Origin of the sequence: Arthrobacter sedimenti (assembly GCF_042652025.1) — a bacterium.
GTDB lineage: Bacteria > Actinomycetota > Actinomycetes > Actinomycetales > Micrococcaceae > Arthrobacter > Arthrobacter sedimenti.
On record NZ_JBHSDQ010000011.1, the window covers coordinates 60,686 to 77,690 of the forward strand.

At 66.1% G+C, this 17,005-nt stretch carries 16 protein-coding genes, 1 tRNA gene and 1 pseudogene; 3 read left to right on the forward strand and 15 right to left on the reverse strand.

What is annotated here, in order from left to right; all coding sequences use genetic code 11:
• Positions 1 to 199: 199 nt before the first annotated feature.
• The gene (locus ACFO0G_RS18680; protein ID WP_286403309.1) at positions 200 to 1,018 is read left to right on the forward strand and encodes a ParA family protein; all 819 of its coding nucleotides are present in this window, start codon (positions 200 to 202) and stop codon (positions 1,016 to 1,018) included.
• A gap of 95 nt (positions 1,019 to 1,113) precedes the next feature.
• Here the strand turns inward: ACFO0G_RS18680 and ACFO0G_RS18685 are convergent, their stop codons facing one another.
• The 5 genes from ACFO0G_RS18685 to gcvH all read right to left on the reverse strand — a co-directional run bounded on the left by ACFO0G_RS18685 (position 1,114) and on the right by gcvH (position 4,202).
• Complete coding sequence (locus tag ACFO0G_RS18685) at positions 1,114 to 1,707, reverse strand: MerR family transcriptional regulator (protein WP_142134380.1); 594 nt, start codon at positions 1,705 to 1,707, stop codon at positions 1,114 to 1,116.
• A 232-nt stretch (positions 1,708 to 1,939) separates the two neighbouring features.
• Positions 1,940 to 2,443 carry a bifunctional nuclease family protein gene (locus ACFO0G_RS18690; protein WP_056331728.1) on the reverse strand — a complete coding sequence of 168 codons (504 nt, stop codon included), beginning with the start codon at positions 2,441 to 2,443 and terminating at the stop codon, positions 1,940 to 1,942.
• Complete coding sequence (ftsR, locus tag ACFO0G_RS18695; protein WP_018763526.1) at positions 2,443 to 3,159, reverse strand: transcriptional regulator FtsR; 717 nt, start codon at positions 3,157 to 3,159, stop codon at positions 2,443 to 2,445. Before ftsR ends, ACFO0G_RS18690 begins: the two co-directional genes overlap by 1 nt.
• 23 nt (positions 3,160 to 3,182) lie before the next feature.
• Positions 3,183 to 3,659: an FHA domain-containing protein gene (locus ACFO0G_RS18700; RefSeq protein ID WP_142134384.1), complete on the reverse strand. Its 477-nt coding sequence runs from the start codon at positions 3,657 to 3,659 to the stop codon at positions 3,183 to 3,185.
• Between the two features lie 156 nt (positions 3,660 to 3,815).
• Positions 3,816 to 4,202 carry a glycine cleavage system protein GcvH gene (gene gcvH / locus ACFO0G_RS18705; protein ID WP_142134386.1) on the reverse strand — a complete coding sequence of 129 codons (387 nt, stop codon included), beginning with the start codon at positions 4,200 to 4,202 and terminating at the stop codon, positions 3,816 to 3,818.
• Positions 4,203 to 4,369: 167 nt separating this feature from the next.
• On the opposite strand from gcvH, the gene ACFO0G_RS18710 reads away from it, so the two are divergent.
• Both ACFO0G_RS18710 and ACFO0G_RS18715 read left to right on the forward strand, forming a co-directional pair.
• The gene (locus tag ACFO0G_RS18710) at positions 4,370 to 5,239 is read left to right on the forward strand and encodes an Fpg/Nei family DNA glycosylase (RefSeq protein WP_376979475.1); all 870 of its coding nucleotides are present in this window, start codon (positions 4,370 to 4,372) and stop codon (positions 5,237 to 5,239) included.
• Between the two features lie 115 nt (positions 5,240 to 5,354).
• Positions 5,355 to 7,133: a polysaccharide deacetylase family protein gene (locus ACFO0G_RS18715; RefSeq protein WP_286403303.1), complete on the forward strand. Its 1,779-nt coding sequence runs from the start codon at positions 5,355 to 5,357 to the stop codon at positions 7,131 to 7,133.
• A 166-nt stretch (positions 7,134 to 7,299) separates the two neighbouring features.
• Here ACFO0G_RS18715 and ACFO0G_RS18720 read toward each other — a convergent pair.
• The 10 genes and pseudogenes from ACFO0G_RS18720 to ACFO0G_RS18765 all read right to left on the reverse strand — a co-directional run bounded on the left by ACFO0G_RS18720 (position 7,300) and on the right by ACFO0G_RS18765 (position 16,915).
• Positions 7,300 to 7,373: transfer RNA gene (locus ACFO0G_RS18720), tRNA-Pro, on the reverse strand.
• Between the two features lie 136 nt (positions 7,374 to 7,509).
• Entirely contained in the window at positions 7,510 to 9,057 is a 1,548-nt protein-coding gene (der, locus tag ACFO0G_RS18725) for a ribosome biogenesis GTPase Der (protein WP_286403301.1), read from the reverse strand.
• Between the two features lie 12 nt (positions 9,058 to 9,069).
• Positions 9,070 to 9,745: pseudogene (locus ACFO0G_RS18730) on the reverse strand (lysophospholipid acyltransferase family protein); the annotation flags it as partial.
• 31 nt (positions 9,746 to 9,776) lie between these two features.
• Positions 9,777 to 10,490, reverse strand: coding sequence for a (d)CMP kinase (gene cmk, locus ACFO0G_RS18735; protein WP_286403298.1), 714 nt, complete (start codon positions 10,488 to 10,490; stop codon positions 9,777 to 9,779).
• Positions 10,490 to 11,596, reverse strand: coding sequence for a prephenate dehydrogenase (locus ACFO0G_RS18740; RefSeq protein ID WP_376979478.1), 1,107 nt, complete (start codon positions 11,594 to 11,596; stop codon positions 10,490 to 10,492). The genes cmk and ACFO0G_RS18740 overlap by 1 nt, the downstream gene beginning before the upstream one ends.
• 3 nt (positions 11,597 to 11,599) lie before the next feature.
• The gene (locus ACFO0G_RS18745) at positions 11,600 to 12,808 is read right to left on the reverse strand and encodes a pseudouridine synthase (RefSeq protein ID WP_376979480.1); all 1,209 of its coding nucleotides are present in this window, start codon (positions 12,806 to 12,808) and stop codon (positions 11,600 to 11,602) included.
• Positions 12,809 to 12,931: 123 nt separating this feature from the next.
• Positions 12,932 to 13,621, reverse strand: a complete 690-nt coding sequence (gene scpB, locus ACFO0G_RS18750; protein WP_376979482.1) for an SMC-Scp complex subunit ScpB — start codon at positions 13,619 to 13,621, stop codon at positions 12,932 to 12,934.
• Positions 13,618 to 14,433, reverse strand: coding sequence for a segregation and condensation protein A (locus tag ACFO0G_RS18755; RefSeq protein ID WP_286403291.1), 816 nt, complete (start codon positions 14,431 to 14,433; stop codon positions 13,618 to 13,620). Before ACFO0G_RS18755 ends, scpB begins: the two co-directional genes overlap by 4 nt.
• 7 nt (positions 14,434 to 14,440) lie before the next feature.
• A complete protein-coding gene (locus ACFO0G_RS18760) occupies positions 14,441 to 15,340 on the reverse strand; it encodes a ParA family protein (protein ID WP_079597205.1) in 900 nt (299 codons plus the stop codon).
• A 231-nt stretch (positions 15,341 to 15,571) separates the two neighbouring features.
• Entirely contained in the window at positions 15,572 to 16,915 is a 1,344-nt protein-coding gene (locus ACFO0G_RS18765; RefSeq protein WP_286403288.1) for a cation:dicarboxylate symporter family transporter, read from the reverse strand.
• Positions 16,916 to 17,005: the final 90 nt, after the last annotated feature.

A 17,005-nucleotide genomic window follows, 5' to 3' on the forward strand; every position in this document is an offset into this window, starting at 1 on the left:
TCATGTCCCGAACGCTTTCAGCCCGGCTGGCCGAAACCGCCCCGGCAGCACAGTCGCTGGCATGCCGACGCCCGATAAAGCAGGATTCGCCGACGCATCAACATATGATGAGTAGGGCGGCAGGACCGTCCGGCTTCGGCTCTGCCGAGGCAAACATTACTCCCAACACGGCATCCGGCGTTAGGTTTTGGTCTCTCAAGTGCAAGTAGTCAGCATCAGCAGCCTCAAGGGTGGAGTCGGCAAGACTTCCGTCACCACAGGATTGGCATCTGCGGCGCTGGCCGCGGGAGTACGCACGCTGGTGGTGGACCTCGATCCGCATGCCGACGCCACCACCGCCCTGGGCGTCCAACCCGGCGACCAGTTGGACATTGGCAGGATGCTCAAGAGCCCCCGCAGGGCAAAAATCGCGGAGAACGTGGTCCGCAGCAGCTGGGCTGACCGCACTCCCCCGAACGGTTCCGGGCCCGCCGTCCTGGATGTCGCCGTCGGCTCCGCCTACACCGGGATCTACGACCGGCCGGACCTGGGCCGCCGCGACCTCCGACGGCTTTCCGCCGTGCTTGCAGGTGCCAACGACTACCAACTGGTGCTGATCGACTGCCCGCCGTCCCTCAACGGCCTGACGCGCATGGCCTGGGCCGCCAGCGACAAGGTTGCCCTGGTTGCCGAACCCGGCCTGTTCTCGGTGGCCGGCACGGAACGCACCATGCGGGCCATTCAGCTGTTCAAGCAGGAGTTCGCTCCCAATCTGTCTCCGGCCGGGATTGTGGCAAACCGTGTCCGGAGCGGCTCATCGGAGCACACGTACCGGCTGGCCGAAATGGAGTCCATGTTCGGGGAACTCCTGCTGAGCCCCCGCATTCCGGAACAGGCCAACTGGCAGCAGATCCAGGGCGCCGCCCATCCCGTCCACCACTGGCCCGGGGACTCGGCCAAGTCCGCGGCCGGCCTGTTTGACGACCTTCTGTCCAACCTCATGGCCTCCCGCAGCGGCCTGCGGAGCCGGGCCCGCTAGACGGACGGCCGGTCAGCCCCGCAGCGCGCCCACGCTTAAACGTCCAGGGGCCGCCCTCCAGCCGGAGGGCGGCCCCTGATTCGTTGATCTACGGGTCAGCTGATCTTCCGCGCGGCGCGGCGCTTGCTGAGTTCGTCGTCGGGAAAGGACTGCTCGGCGGCGTGTTCGCTGGGCAGCGAAGCCAGGCTGCCTTCCACCTCGCGCCATACCCGGCCAACGGCAATGCCGAAGACGCCCTGGCCGCCCTGGACCAGGTCAATAACCTCATCCGCCGACGTGCATTCGTAGACGCTGGCGCCGTCGCTCATAAGCGTGATCTGCGCCAGGTCCTCAACCCCACGCTCGCGCAGGTGTTCCACGGCGGTGCGGATCTGCTGCAGGGACACGCCGGTATCGAGGAGCCGCTTGACCACCTTGAGCACCAGGATGTCGCGGAATCCGTACAGCCGCTGGGACCCGGATCCTGCAGCGCCACGGACGGCCGGTTCGACAAGACCGGTACGGGCCCAGTAATCGAGTTGGCGGTAGGTGATGCCCGCAGCCTTGCAGGCGGTGGGCCCGCGGTAGCCGGCGTCTTCGTCCAGCACGGGAAGGTCCTCGGTGAACAGGAGGCCCTGGGCACCACTTACGGGCACAGCAACACCAGCCTTGGGCTGCTTTAGCCCGCCTGCTTCGCCTTTGGGACTCACCTGGATCCTCCTTGTCGTACGCTCCCTTGGTACTGATACGGCTGCCTGGCATGAAGACCATGCGTGTAATTTTTCCGCGGGGCGCACTTTCCAGTGTGACTTGCGCGGCTGCCGTAAGCAAGGAAACTTGATACTTCGACGTTAGGCCCGGCGGGTCCCGAGGTCAAAGACCTTCGGGGCTTGAAAGAGGCGTGTCGAAACTTTCAGCCTTAACTTTAACCTTAACGTGACCTTAGCCGTCGAAATCCTCGGGTTCCACGTCGTCCAGGAACTCTCGGAAGCGGCGTAGTTCGCGCTCCTCGTCGACGGTGGGGCCAGGCTCGGCGTCCTCCCCCTCGTCGTGCTCGGTAATCCGGACGCCGGCCTCGTCCATCACCGAATCGGCGCACCAGATCCGGCACTTGGCGCGCAGTGCCACCGCCAGCGCGTCCGAAGCGCGCGAGCTGACCGTGGTTCCGTTTTCGAACTGCAACTGCCCGTAGAAGATGTTGTCCTCCACGGCCACGATGTTGACGCTGACCACGGAGTGGCCAAGTGACTCCACGACGTCCACGAGCAGGTCATGGGTCATGGGCCGGGGCGGGACCACGCCCTGCTGGGCCAGGGCGATGGCGCTGGCTTCCGGGGTGCCGATCCAAATGGGCACGTGGCGTTCGCCGTGCATCTCCTTGAGCAGGACCAGCGGCTGGTTGGAAGGCAGTTCGATGCGAACGCCTACAATCTCGACTTCGATCATCAGATGTCCATGCGTGAGATGTGGTCCTGCACCAGGGCCCTGTGCAGGGTGAGGCAGAGGTCGCTGATCTCGCGGGCGGCCTCCGCTGCCCGCGCCTGCGATGCCGAGTCCTTGCGGGAGGCAAGCGGCGCGACCGCACGTTCCACCAGGCCGAATTCCCGTTCGGCCGCTGCCTGGAAGGGCCTCAGGTGCCGGGGTTCCAGGCCGTGGCTTTCCAGCTGGACGCAGGCGCGGGCAACCTGGAGGGCGTGCTCGTCGAACTGTCCGTTGCTGTGGCTGATGAGGCCGAAGCTCAAGAGTGACTGCAGGAGGGGAACGCTGGCGCCGGATTCGGTGCGGAGCTGTTCCTCGCTGAGCTTCCGGCCGCGGTTCTGCAGCTCCGCGGCCAGCTCGTCGGAGACGATGCGTGGGGAAACCACGACGCCGGGCGGCAGGTTCTCCGGGCGCTCTCCCCTGTCAATGGCATCAAGATAGTCCTTGATGACTTTCAGGGGCAGGTACTGGTCCCGCTGCAGGGCCAGCACAAAGCGCAGCCGCTCCACGTCGCCGTCCGAATACTGCCGGTATCCAGCAGGGGTGCGCCGCGGGTTGATGAGTCCCTTTTCCTCGAGGAAGCGGATCTTCGACGCGGTCATGCCCGGGAAGTCGGCGCTCAGCTGGGCGAGGACTTCGCCGATATTCAGGACCTGGGGGCCCCGGCGTTCCGGTTGTGCCATTGCCACAGGCAGCGGTCCCCGGGTCAGCTGCGGCCTGCAGCCGTGGCAGGGCTCAGGTAGAAGGTGAGGCGGAACTTGCCGATCTGGACTTCGCTGCCGGACTTCAGCTCGACGCGGTCCACGCGGTCATGGTTGACGTAGGTGCCGTTGAGGCTGTTCTTGTCCACCACTTCGAAGCTGCGCGCGGTGCGCCGGAATTCGACGTGGCGGCGCGACACCGTGACGTCGTCCAGGAAGATGTCCGCGTCCGGGTGGCGGCCCGCGGTGGTCACGTCCGAGTCCAGCAGGAACCGGGCACCGGCATTCGGGCCGCTGTGGGCTACGAGCAGCGCCGATCCCGCGGGCAGCGCCTCAACCGAGTTGCGCTCATCCGAGGACAGCTTGGGGGCGATGGTGGGTTCGTCGGTGACGGGGGTGAGATGGATCGAGGTGGTCTCCGACGCCCTAGCCGCACCCGTGCCGTAATCCCCATCGGCAGGGTTGTGTCTGTGGCCAGCCATGGATTCCTCCTCTTAGACGTTGCGGGCACCAAACCCACAACCAACGTTTGCTCTACCGACCCTGCCAGCAGGTCCGGCGCCGGCTCCCGTTCCCGGCTTGACGTGCGAAGACGCATTGCCTGCGGCGCGGGGCCGGACCGGAATTACCGGTTAGCTTTAGCCTACCTGTTGTTCGTACTCGGATGCACTGAGCAGGGACTCAACGGCGTCAGGTTCGGCGAGTTTGACCTCGATGAGCCAGCCGTCACCGTAGGGATCGGTGTTGATCAGGGCCGAATCGCTGTCCAGGGAGTCGTTGCGGCCCACGACTTCTCCGGAAACGGGCGCGTAGATGTCGCTCACGCTCTTGGTGGACTCGACTTCGCCCACCACTTCGTTTGCCGTAATCTTCGTGCCCACTTCGGGCATCTGGGCGTAAACGACATCTCCAAGGGCGTCTTGGGCAAAATCGGTGATTCCCACGCGGACCACGCCATCGGCATTGGGGGCGGTGACCCACTCATGTTCCGCGGTGTAGGACAGGTCTTCGGGAATGTTGCTCATGGGGGGCCTTTCATCGGGGTACACGCCAATGTCAAAAGGGGCCCGCAGAACGGGCCGCCGCTGAAAGTATAGGCATAACTGCCGGGGCCGGCACGGGGGCTTTCTGACAAGATGGGGCCATGAATGCAAGCATCGGTGCAGCGTCCCTGGAACTGGGCGGGTAGGCCATGCCGGAACTGCCTGAAGTCGCCGGCCTCGCCGGGTTCCTGGATGAACAGCTGCGGGGCTGCCTGGTCACCAAACTGCAGATCGTCTCCTTTGCCGTACTCAAGACGGCGGATCCGCCCTTCAACGCCATAGAGGGACGCATGGTGTCAGGCGTACGCAGGTTCGGAAAGTTCATCAGCATCGACACGGACGGCGTGTCGCTGGTGTTCCACCTGGCGAGGGCAGGCTGGGTGCGTTTCACCGACTCCCCTGCCGACAGCCAGCTCCGGATGGGCAAGGGCCTCATCGCGGTCCGGTGCGCATTCTCGGGTCCGGATGGGCCCCGCGGGCTGGACCTGACGGAGGCGGGCACCAAGAAGAGCCTGGCCGTCTACGTGGTGCGGGATCCGCAGGAGGTGCCGGGCATCGCCACGCTGGGCCCCGATCCTTTTACCGAAGCGTTCGACGCCGACATGCTGGCTGAAATCCTGGCCGGCAGTTCACAGCAGATCAAGGGACTCCTGCGCAGCCAGAGCGTCATTGCAGGCATTGGGAATGCCTACAGCGACGAAATCCTGCATGCCGCCCGGATCTCGCCGTTCGCAATCGCAAAGTCCCTGGACCGGGACACCGTGCAGGTGCTGTACGACGCCATCCACAGCGTGTTGGGCGAGGCGCTGGCGGAGGCCAGCGGCAAGCCTCCAAAGGACCTGAAGGACGTTAAGCGCAGCCACATGCGCGTGCACGCCCGGACCGGCCAGCCCTGCCCTGTCTGCGGCGACACTGTCCGGGAGGTGTCGTTCGCGGACATGGCCCTGCAGTACTGCCCCACGTGCCAGACCAAGGGCAAGATCCTGGCTGACCGCAGGACCTCGAAGTTCCTGAAGTAGGATGATCCGGCACCGAAGTCTGCAATTCGGGACTTCCGGTCCTGCCCGCGCAGGCCCCTGCGGCGTAGCGTCCTGATCAAGGCTCGCAAGTCTCGATCAGTTCTAAGGGGCCACCATGCGCCGGTCTCGATTCGCCGTCCTCGGAATAGCCTTGGCCCTCGCCCTCGGCGGTGGTCCCGGGGGCACTGCCTTGGCGCCGCCCGCGGCTACAGCGGCGGCAGCCTCGCAGCAGAGCGTTCCGGCGTCGATGGCGGTCCTGCAGGCTGGCGACGACGCCATCATCCAGCACTATGAGCAGCTCGGGGGCAGCGCATCATTCCTCGGCACGCCAGTCGGCGGCGCGTATGACATCGCTGGAGGCCGCGCCCAGGACTACACCGCCGGCACGATCTACTGGAGCCCCGGCACCGGGGCGCGCGAGGTGCACGGGGCGATCCGCGGACGCTATCTCGCGCTGGGCGGCCCGGCCGGGTTCTTTGGCTTCCCCTTAACGGACGAGACCGCCACCCCGGGCGCCCCCGGCCGGTACAACGACTTTGCCCGTGGCACGATCTACTGGAGCCCCGGCACCGGAGCCCACGAGGTGCACGGGGCCATCCGCGGACGCTATCTGGCGTTCGGCGGACCGGGCGGCTACCTGGGCTTCCCGCTCACCGACGAGGCCGCCACTTCCGGCGGTGGCGGCCAGTACAACGACTTCGAGCGCGGCACAATCTACTGGAGCCCCGGCACCGGAGCCCACGAGGTGCACGGGGCCATCCGCGGCACCTATCTGGCACTGGGCGGGCCCGCGGGGTTCTTTGGCTTCCCGGTGACGGACGAGACCGCGACTCCGGGCGGTGGCGGCCAGTACAACGACTTCGAGCGCGGCACAATCTACTGGAGCCCCGGCACCGGAGCCCACGAGGTGCACGGGGCCATCCGCGGACGCTATTTGGAGCTAGGGGGGCCGGCCGGCTTGCTCGGATTCCCAGTGACGGACGAGACTGGCGCCCCCGACGGCACCGGCAGGTACAACCACTTCAGCGGCACGAACGCCGGCTCGTCGATCTACTGGTCGCCGGCCACTGGAGCCCACGAGGTGTATGGGGCCATCCGGGCCCAGTGGGCGGCCCTCGGTTGGGAGCGCAGCCGGCTCGGTTACCCGGTCAGCGGCGAGTACGGCATCACGGGCGGGCGCCGCAACGACTTCCAGCACGGATCGATCCTGTGGCACGCTGCCAGCGGCAGGACCGAGGTCGTCTACACGAGCGTCCCGTCAGCGCTCCTGGGCGTAGACCTTGAGCGCATTCCGACTACACAGAAGGTTGTCGCGCTTACGTTCGACGCCGGCGCCAACGACGCCGCCCTCCGTTCGGTCCTCGCCACCCTCGCCGCCAACGGCGTCCCTGGTACGTTCTTCCTCACCGGAGACTGGGTCAACCAGTTCCCCGCAGACCCGGCGCTGATCTACAACGCGGGGCATCGGATCGGCAACCATTCGATGACCCACCCGGATTTCACCACCCTGACCGACGCCCAGATCGCAGCCGAGATCAACAGCGCGCAGAGGACCATCGAGGCCGCTGGAGCCGACCCGCTCCCGTTCTTCCGCTTCCCCTTCGGCGCCCGCGATTCCCGTACGGTCGCAGACGCCAACTCCGCCGGCTACGCGGCGATTCGGTGGACCGTTGACACCCTGGGCTGGGCAGGCACCATGAACGGAACGCGCGGCCCGGGCTTCATCGTCCAGCGCGTCATGGCTTCCGCGCAGCCCGGGGAGATCGTCCTGATGCACCTCGGCTCGAACCCCGACGACGGTTCAACGCTCGACGCCGCTGCACTCCCCGAGGTGATTTCCCAGCTCCGGGCGGCGGGTTACGGCTTCGTCACCCTCGACGCCGCCCTCGGCTAGCCGGCCCGCTGTGATGGCGCGTCCCGCCCAGGACACCCCCATCCGGACAAACCACCCCCGGCCTCCGGGGTGATTTGTCCGGAGGAAGGTGCGGGGCCACTCATGACCACGACGCCAAAAAAGCGGAAAGCGCCGGAGAAATTCTCCGGCGCTTTCCGCTTTTCGGTCGGGCTGACAGGATTTGAACCTGCGACCCCTTGACCCCCAGTCAAGTGCGCTACCAAGCTGCGCTACAGCCCGCTGGTTCCGCCGTTCTCCGCTGAACTCAACCCGAAGGTTTTCATCAGCAGTCCGGCCGAACCACCTAGAAGAGCTTACACGATCCGGAGGGGTGCCTGTGACACTTTCCGGCGATCGGCTCCAAGGTGTGTCGCAATTAACGCTTCCGGCCGCGCTTCTCGCGCACGCGCATGCTGACCTCAATGGGCGTGCCCTCGAATCCGAAGGTTTCGCGCAGCCGGCGCGTGATGAACCGGCGGTACCCGGGGTCCAGGAATCCGGTAGTGAACAGCACGAACTTCGGCGGCCGGCTGGACGCCTGGGTGCCAAAGAGGATGCGCGGCTGCTTGCCGCCGCGGACCGGGTGCGGATGCGCGGCCACGAGCTCGCCGAGGAAGGCATTCAGGCGCCCGGTGGCAATGCGCCGGTCCCAGTTCTCCAGGGCCAGGTCCAGCGCAGGAACCAGGCGGTCCTTGTGCCAGCCGGTCTTTGCCGAGATGTTGACGCGCGGCGCCCAGTCGACGTGTGCCAGGTCCTGCTCGATCTCGCGCTCCAGGTAGCGGCGGCGTTCGTCATCGAGCAGGTCCCACTTGTTGAAGGCCAGGACCAGGGCGCGCCCGGACTCGATGGCCAGCTGCAGGATGCGCACGTCCTGTTCGCTGAGGACCTCGTCCACTGCGAGGAGCACGACGGCGACCTCCGCCTTCTCGAGCGCGGCCTGCGTCCGGAGGGAGGCATAGTAGTCCGCACCCTGCGCCATGTGCTGGCGGCGACGGATGCCGGCGGTGTCCACGAAACGCCAGGTGCGGCCACCGAGCTCGATAAATTCGTCCACGGGGTCGCGGGTGGTGCCGGCGGTGTTGTCCACCACCACGCGTTCGGATCCCGCGAGCTTGTTCAGCAGCGAGGACTTGCCTACGTTCGGGCGTCCAATCAGGGCGATGCGGCGCGGACCGCCGGAGCGTTCCACACCCTCAACGGTGGAGAACTCGGGCAGGACGTCCATGACGTGGTCCAGGAGGTCGGCCACGCCGCGGCCGTGGAGGGCCGACACCGGGTAAGGCTCGCCGAAGCCAAGGCCCCAGAGTGCTGCGCTGTCGGCTTCCTGGGCAAAGTCGTCCACTTTGTTGGCCACCATGATGACCGGCTTCTTGCTGCGGCGCAGCATCTTCATGACGCCTTCATCCGTGGCCGTAGCACCGACGGCGGAGTCCACCACGAACAGCACGGCGTCGGCGAGTTCCACTGCCATCTCGGCCTGTTCGGCAACGCGGGCGTGGATGCCGCGGGCGTCATGCTCCCACCCGCCGGTGTCCACCAGGGTGAAGTTGCGGCCGTTCCAGTGCGCCGAGTACATGACGCGGTCGCGGGTAACGCCCGGGGTGTCCTCCACCACTGCTTCCCGGCGGCCCAGAATGCGGTTTACCAGGGTGGACTTGCCCACGTTCGGCCGGCCGATGATGGCCAGGACGGGATCCAGCTTGAGGGGGCCCTCAAAGTCCTCGTCGCCGTACTCGCCGCTCAGCAGGGCGGCGTCGTCCTCGTCAAGCTCGTAATCCTCCAGGCCGGCCCGGAGGGAAGCGGCACGCAACTCCGCTTCGTCGTCGTCAATGGCTGCCAGCCGCTCGGCAACCTGGTCGGTGCCTGTGGGCCTGTAGTCGTCGTCGGCGCCGGAATGCCCGGAAGTCTGGGTGGTGTCGCTCATTGCAAGTCCTTTGTGGTCATCTGCCGGCGTCCCCGGCTACTGCTGTCAAGTCTTTGTGGTCAGCATTGGGCAGTGGCTGCCCGCTGACCTGGATCGTGTCCTGGACGTGCCCTGCCAGCGCTGCACGGATCTCCTGCGCCGCCCTGTCCATTGAAGCACGCCCGGTTTCGCCGGCCCGGCGGGCCAGGGTGAGGGCGGAGCCGAAGCTGACGTGGAAGCGCCGCCCGGGCCGCGGAACGAAGTCCAGGTGTTCATCGCCCTGGCGTGTTCCCAGGATGGCGACCGGCACTACTGGCGCCCCGCTGTTCAAGGCCAGCCAGGCCACGCCGCCGTTGATGTCCGCGGCTGCCCCGCTCCCCCGCGTCCCTTCAGGAAGGATTCCGACGCAGCGCCCGGCGTCGAGCACGTCCCTGCAGCGCTGCAGCGCGGCGCGGTCGCCGCGCCGGTCCACCGGAAGCTGCCCGGAGGCGGTGAGCACCCGGCCCAGGAATCCTTTGAACATCTCCTGTTTAACCAGGATATGCATGGGGCGCGGCGCCGCGCCGAACATCACGGGCCCGTCAAGGAAGCTGATGTGGTTGGCCGCGAAGATCACCGGCCCGCCGGTGGGTACGTTGCTCCTGCCGGTCACGGTGGTCCGGTAGACCAGATGGTCGAGGATCCACCCCACCGGCCTGCTCCACGCCATGGTCAGGCCGGATGGAAGGGCGGCCGCGGGCTCAGTCACGGTTGAGGACCTTGGTGACGATCACCAGGGCGGCGTCCACGGTCTGCTCGAAATCCAGGTCCGAGGAGTCCAGGGTGACCACGCCGTCGGCCGCCTTGGTGAAATTCACCACGGTCGAGTCCTTGGCGTCCCTGCGGGTTACCTGGGCCGCGAGCTGCTCGGCGTTTTGCGTGCCGCCCAGCTGGATGCCCCGCCGGCGCAGCCGTGCTTCCTCGCTGGCCGTGAGGAGCATTCGTACCTCAGCCCCGGGCGCGACGACGGTGGTGATGTCCCTGCCTTCCACCACCATGCGGCGGTGGTGCTTTTCGATGAGTTCGCGCTGCCGGCGGATCAGTTCAGTCCGGGCACCGAGGGTGGTGGCCACGGCACTGACGGCGGACGAGATGGCCGGCTCACGGATGGCATCCGTAACGTCCACGCCACCCACCCGGACGTACTCATCCTGTGGGCTGGTGCTCACTTCCAGGACGAAGTCCCTGGATGCCTGCTCGACGGCGGGTGTGTCGTCAAGGTCGATGCCTTCGGTCACGCAGTACCAGGTCAGGGCACGGTACATCGCGCCGGTGTCCAGGTATGCCAGCCGGAGCCGGCGGGCAACTTCCTTGCTCACGCTGGATTTGCCGGAGCCGGAAGGCCCGTCGATGGCGACCACCAGGGGCCGCCCAATGCGCAACGCGCGCATGGTTTCGAGGAGTTCCTGTGTCATTACTGAAGTACCCGCCATCCGCGGTCGTTGAGAGCTTCGATCAGGTGGTCGTGCTTGTTCGGCAATACAGACAATTCCACCATGCCCACGTTCTGTCCGGAGGAATGGTCCAGCCGAAGGTCTTCGACGTTGACGCCGATTTCACCGATTTCGGTGAGCAGCTGCGCGATCTGGCCGGGCTTGTCGTCCACCAGGACGGTGAGCCAGGAGTATGCCTGCGGCGGGCCGCCGTGCTTGCCGGGGATCCGGGCCTGGCCTGCGTTGCCCTCGCTGATCAGCTGCGCCAGGTCCAGCCTGGCGCCCGGTGCGGAGGGGTTCTCCAGTGTGCCGATCAGGCGGTTCAGGTCCTCGCGGACGCCGTAGAGGATCTGGACCACTTTGGCCGCGTTGCCGCCCAGGATCTGCACCCATAGCGTGGGATCGCTGGCCGCGATCCGCGTGACATCGCGCAGGCCGTTGCCGGCCAGCGACAGCGCATGCAGCGGCGTCCCCTGCAGGCGGCTGGCCAGCAGGGATGACATGACCTGCGGCAGGTGCGACACCAGTGCCACGGCTTCATCGTGTTCGTCCGCGCTGAACTGCGACACTACCGCGCCCAAATCGGAGGCAAGCGAACGGGCCACCTGCAGGGCACTGCCTGAGGTTTCCTCCGAGGGGCAGAGCACCCACGGCATGGACGTGAACAGCTCGCCGCGCGCCGCCACGGGCCCTGACTTTTCCCGGCCGGCCATGGGGTGGGTGCCCACGTACCGCGAGAGGTCGGCGCCGAGGCTGCGAAGCCGCGACTGTATATCCGCCTTGACGCTGGCAATGTCCACCACGACGGACTCGGGGTAGTCAGCCAGTGCCCGGCAGACGACGTCGGCCGTCACGTCCGGCGGGGCAGCAACCACCACCAGTTGGGGCGTGCCGCCCAGCTCCGCCAAGGGGCGGCCCGCACCGATGTCCACAGCCACAGCCTGGTTGGTGGGCGACGGGTCGGAAAGGAACACGGGCACGCCGCGCCCCCGGAGGCCCAGCCCGATGCTGGTGCCCAGCAGTCCGGTACCAATGACCACCACCGGGCCATCCAGGTGGCCGCGGCCCTGGCTTTTGAACGCGGACATGCGTCAGAGCCCTACGGATGCCAGCAGGTGGCCGACTTCCTGCTTGCCGAGGTTGCGGATGCTGCCCTGGCGCTGGTCGCCGAGGCCGATCGGGCCCACCTTGACCCGCACGAGCCGCTGGACCGGGAAGCCGACCGCATCGAACATGCGGCGCACGATGCGGTTCTTGCCGGAGTGGAGCACAACTTCGATCAGCACGTGGCCGGGGGTGGAATCCACCAGGCGGAAGGAGTCGACGGCGGCCATGCCGTCTTCCAGTTCGACGCCGGACTTCAGCTGGGCGCCGACGCCCTGCGGGAACGGCCCCCGAACCTGCACCAGGTAGGTCTTGGGCACCTCGTAGGACGGGTGGGTCAGCCGGTTGGCCAGTTCGCCGTCGTTGGTCAGCAGCAGCAGGCCCTCGGTGGCGACGTCGAGCCGACCCACGTGGAAGAGACGTTCACCCGTGTTCTTGTTGTTCTTGAGGAAATCGCTGATGCAGGGCCGGCCCTCGGGGTCCTCCATGGTGGACACCACGCCCTTGGGCTTGTTGAACACCATGTACACCAGGTTTTCGTCCAGCTGGATCCGCAGGCCGTCAACGTGGATCACTGCGGTCTTGGGATCAACGCGGACACCGAGTTCGGTGACAACCTGGCTGTCTACCTCAACGCGGCCCTCGGCGATCATTTCCTCGCAGACGCGCCGGGAGGCGACTCCTGCGGAGGCCATGACCTTCTGCAGGCGCACGCCGTCGGCGTCGTGGAGTTCGGACTGGGGAACATTGCCGCGGGGGTGCTTCTTCCGGGCCGGCTTACGGACCGGGCCAAGGTTCTGGCCGAAGCGTTCGCTGCCGAACGCGCGGGAAGCTGCCGCTCCGGGCGCGCCGGTGCGCGGCTTGGGCTTGGGCGCGCCGGGAGTTCCGGGAGCCTTTTTGGCGCCGGGCTTCCTGGCGGCAGGCTTGCGCGACGACGGCTTGGCACTCCTGGCGCCCTCGGCGCCGCGTTCGGGCTGGTTCCCGGCGAGGTCGGGGTCGATGAAGCGTTCCTCGCGCGGTTTTGGAGCGCGGTGCGGACGGTCGCCGCCGAACCCTGCAGCACGTTTTCCTGTGCCGCCGCGGGAGCCCCCGCTGAAGCTGCCTCCCTGTGAGTTGCGCTGCTGGGAATTGCTGCGTTCGTTCCCGCCGCGTCCCGAACCGTTACGTGGTGAACCCTGGCGTCCCGCCTGTGTCATGACCCGTCCTTCAATGTGTTTTGGCCGGCAGCGATGTCCAAGGACAACCCTAGCCAGCCGTGCAGACTTCGTCTGCCCTGATAACTAAACCTGTAAATAATTGTTGCGGGCAGGGTGCCCTGCCTACATGGTTTCGGCGTCGTAGAACTCGGCGATTCCGTCGAGCCCCGGAAGGTGCGGCGAGAGCTGGGGCAAGTCCTCAACCGAACTGATTCCCATCCGCTCGAGGAAATAGGAGGTAGTCCGGTACAGGATTGCGCCGGACTCGGGATCCGTTCCCGAGTCCTCAATCAGCCCGCGCTGGGTGAGCGTCCGCACGACGGAGTCAACATTGACGCCGCGAATTGCAGACACACGTGCACGGGAGACAGGCTGCCGGTATGCGATGACTGCCAGTGTTTCCAACGCCGCCTGGGTGAGCCTGGCTGTCTGTCCTTCCAGCACATATTTGCCAACAATGTCGGCAAATTCAGTACGGGAGTAGATCCGCCAGCCACCAGCGATGTTCCGCAATTCAAAACCCCGGGGGCTGGAACCGATACCAGCGTGGCTGGCACTATCCATCTCCGGGGCTTTAACAGTATAGCCGTCATACTCACGCTGCAGTTCGGCCAGAAGAGAACGGACTGACTGGACCGTCAAGCCAAGCCCTGCTGCCAGTTCTTCCTCGTTGGCCGGTTGGTCCACGACCATGAGCACCGCCTCGAGGGCGGCCTTGGCACCGCCGGGAAGATGGTCAAAGTCCGTGCCGTGGCCGGGGTCCTCCTGCTGCTCCGACTCCTGTGGCTGCCTGTCCTGCCATGGCGGGTTCACGGTTGCTCCTCATATTCTTCGCTTAGATTGTCCGCTGACCAGTCCCGGCCTTCGGCCGTCCAGTGGATGGCAAGCTCCGCCAGCGGTGACAACTGGTCGAATGCGACTGCCCGGTCCCGGAACAGTTCCAGGAGTGCCAGGAACCGGGCCACCACCACCAGGGTGGAGCCGGCGTCGGCAATCAGCGACCGGAACGTCATCGGTGACTCCTGCTGGAGCCTGAGCCCCAGCAGTTCCGCCTGCTCCTTGACGCTGACGTTGCTGCCATGCAGGTGGCCAAGTCCCACCTGCGGTGGCTGCGCCGGCGCCTTGGGCCGGAGCGCGGCTTCAGCCAGCGCCGCAAACTGCTGGGGCGTGTGTTTCCAGACCAGTTCGGGCAGCATCGCCGCGAAGTGTTCTTCCAGTGCCACTTGCCGGGGAAAACGGCTGCCTTCCTGGTCCAGGGTCTCACCGAGGATGCCTGCCACCTGTTTGAAGGCCTTGTACTGAAGCAACCGGGCGAACAGGAGGTCCCGGGCCTCCAGCAGGGCGATATCCTCGTCGTCCTCGACTTCACCTGCAGGGAGGAGCCGCGCCGCTTTGAGGTCAAGCAGGGTGGCGGCAATCACCAGGAACTCGCTTGCCTCGTCCAGGGCCCATTCTTCACCGAGCTGCTGCAGCTTCCGGATGTACTTGATGAACTCATCGGTGACCGTGGCGATGGCCACTTCGGTGATGTCCAGCTGGTGCTTGGCAATCAGTCCCAGGAGGAGATCGAAGGGACCCGTGAAGTTGGCCAGCCGCACCTCAAAGCCGGGCTTGGATTCGGCCACGGCGTGGTTAGGGTGCGCCGCCGCGGGAGATCAGCTCCTTGGCGAGCCGGCGGTAGGCGTCAGCCCCCACGTGGTTTCCGGCATAGCTGGTGATGGGCTCGGCAGCCACGGTGGCATCCGCGAACTTGATGGAGCGCTTGATCACGGTCTCGAAGACCTTGTCACCGAACGCCTCCACCAGCCGGGTAATCACTTCGCGGCTGTGCAGGGTCCGGGCGTCGTACATGGTGGCCAGCACGCCGTCCACTTGCAGCCGCGGGTTCAGGCGGTCCTGCACCTTGTCGATGGTTTCCACGAGGAGTGCCACGGCGCGGAGGGCAAAGAACTCGCAAATGAGCGGGATGATCACGCCGTGGGCTGCTGTCAGTGCGTTGACCGTCAGGAGCCCCAGGGACGGCTGGCAGTCGATCAGGACGACGTCGTAATCGTCTTCGACTTTCTTCAGCGCACGGTCCAGGACCTGTTCACGCGCCACCTCGTTGACCAGCTGCACTTCGGCGGCCGAGAGGTCGATGTTGGCCGGCAGCAGGTCGACGTTTTCGACGCCGGTCTGGTGGATGGCGTCGCGGATGTCCACCTTGCGGTCCATGAGCACGTTGTACACGGTGAGGTCCAGCTCATGCGGGTTGACGCCCAGGCCGGCGGACAGCGCGCCCTGGGGGTCGAAGTCCACCAGCAGGACACGGCGGCCGTACTCCGCAAGGGCCGCAGCGAGATTGATGGTGGAGGTGGTCTTCCCCACGCCGCCCTTCTGGTTAACCATGGCGATGACACGGGCCGGACCGTGGGAGGACAGCGGCGCGGGTTCCGGGAACTCGCGGTATGGGCGCCCGGTGGGCCCCATCACCGCGTTCTCGAGGTCGAATTCCGTGCCCTCCAGAGTTGCTGAACCCTGTTCGCTGCTCACGTATCTGTCCACACTTTCGATGACGGTGATTTCCTGCCGCCGGCTTGCCGGCGGCGTTCGTTCTGCTCCCTACGTTACAGCGCCCGACACGGTATTCGGGGGAACTTGACTTTCTGCGAATGTTGAGCCTTGACCCTCTAGCTGAGGTCGAAGGTTGAGTCCGCAGCGAACGAAAAACCGCCCCCGCAGGCAGGCTGCGGGGGCGGTTTCGCGTGGGTGTCGGGCCGGAGGCTAGGCCTTGGCTGCCTCGCGGGCGCCTTCTTCCTTCGGCGCCATTTCGCCGTGTCCGGCGATCATGGTCTGCTCGTCGAAGGGTACTTCGCCGGAGAGGACCCGGGAGACCTGTCCCCCGTCGATCTCCTTGACCCAGGTGCCCACCAGGACCGTGGCCACGGCGTTGCCGGTGAAGTTGGTCAAGGCGCGGGCCTCGGACATGAAGCGGTCGATGCCTACGATCATGCCCACGCCGCCCAGCAGTTCCGGCCGATGGGCCTGCAGGCCTGCGGCCAGGGTGGCGAGGCCGGCGCCGGTGACACCGGCGGCGCCCTTGGAGGCGATGATCATAAAGACCAGCAGCGAGATCTGGGCGCCGAGGTCCAGCGGGGTGCCCATGGCGTTGGCCACGAAGAGGGAGGCCATGGTCAGGTAGATGGCCGTGCCGTCAAGGTTGAAGGAGTAGCCGGTGGGAACGGTGACGCCGACGACGGGCTTGGAGACACCCAGGTGCTCCATCTTGGCGATCAGCCGCGGGAGGGCGGCCTCGGAGGACGAGGTGGAGAAGATGATGAGGTATTCACGGGCCAGGTACTTCATGAGCTTGAAGATGTTCACTCCGGCAACCACCTGGAGCAGGCCGCCCAGGATGACCACGATGAACAGCGCGCAGGTGATGTAGAAGGCGACCATCAGGGTGAACATGCTCACGATGGCCTGGACGCCGGTTGCACCGACGACGGCGGCGATGGCACCGAAGGCGCCGACCGGGGCGAGCCACATGATCATGATGAGGATGCGGAACACCAGTGCCTGGCCGTGGCCGATCGCCTTGAGGATCGGAGCGCCCTGGGCGCCCATCTTCTGCAGCGCGAAGCCAACCAGGATTGCTGCCAGCAGCGTCGGCAGCACGGGGATATCGCCGGGAATGATGCCCAGCAGGAAGTCAACGGTGCTGTCCGTGGCAGCCTTCTTGTTGGGATCGTAGGGCGTGAGCTTCAGGCCCTCACCCGGGTGGATCAGGTTGCCCACCACCAGGCCGATGGCCAGGGCGAAAGTGGACATGATGATGAAGTAGCCCAGCGCCAGGCCGCCTACTTTGCCGACGGTCGCTGCCTTGGCAATTGAGCCGATGCCCAGGACGATGGTGCAGAAGATGACCGGAGCGATCATCATCTTGATGAGCTTGACGAAGCCGTCGCCCAGGGGCTTGAGGGACTTGCCCACCTCCGGGAAGATCAAGCCGACCAGCGCGCCCAGAATGACGGCGGCGATGACGGCGATGTAGAGGTAATGGGACTTGTCCAGTCCCTTGCGCCGCGGTGTCGCGGTCTCGAGCGACTCTCCTCGTTGAGAAGCCATGTGTGTCTCCTTGTGGATATTCTGATAGACGCTGCGGCGCAGTCTCTGGGCTCAACACGTCCTTGCAATGTGATACCCATCATTCGGCAC

What these genes read in the sequence shown, in the direction of transcription:
- ACFO0G_RS18690 (WP_056331728.1), bottom strand. Translation starts at nt 2,443, where the DNA reads ATGATCGAAGTCGAGATTGTAGGCGTTCGCATCGAACTGCCTTCCAAC.
- ftsR (WP_018763526.1), bottom strand. Translation starts at nt 3,159, where the DNA reads ATGGCACAACCGGAACGCCGGGGCCCCCAGGTCCTGAATATCGGCGAA.
- ACFO0G_RS18700 (WP_142134384.1), bottom strand. Translation starts at nt 3,659, where the DNA reads ATGGCTGGCCACAGACACAACCCTGCCGATGGGGATTACGGCACGGGT.
- gcvH (WP_142134386.1), bottom strand. Translation starts at nt 4,202, where the DNA reads ATGAGCAACATTCCCGAAGACCTGTCCTACACCGCGGAACATGAGTGG.
- ACFO0G_RS18710 (WP_376979475.1), top strand. Translation starts at nt 4,370, where the DNA reads ATGCCGGAACTGCCTGAAGTCGCCGGCCTCGCCGGGTTCCTGGATGAA.
- ACFO0G_RS18715 (WP_286403303.1), top strand. Translation starts at nt 5,355, where the DNA reads ATGCGCCGGTCTCGATTCGCCGTCCTCGGAATAGCCTTGGCCCTCGCC.
- der (WP_286403301.1), bottom strand. Translation starts at nt 9,057, where the DNA reads ATGAGCGACACCACCCAGACTTCCGGGCATTCCGGCGCCGACGACGAC.
- cmk (WP_286403298.1), bottom strand. Translation starts at nt 10,490, where the DNA reads ATGACACAGGAACTCCTCGAAACCATGCGCGCGTTGCGCATTGGGCGG.
- ACFO0G_RS18740 (WP_376979478.1), bottom strand. Translation starts at nt 11,596, where the DNA reads ATGTCCGCGTTCAAAAGCCAGGGCCGCGGCCACCTGGATGGCCCGGTG.
- ACFO0G_RS18745 (WP_376979480.1), bottom strand. Translation starts at nt 12,808, where the DNA reads ATGACACAGGCGGGACGCCAGGGTTCACCACGTAACGGTTCGGGACGC.
- ACFO0G_RS18765 (WP_286403288.1), bottom strand. Translation starts at nt 16,915, where the DNA reads ATGGCTTCTCAACGAGGAGAGTCGCTCGAGACCGCGACACCGCGGCGC.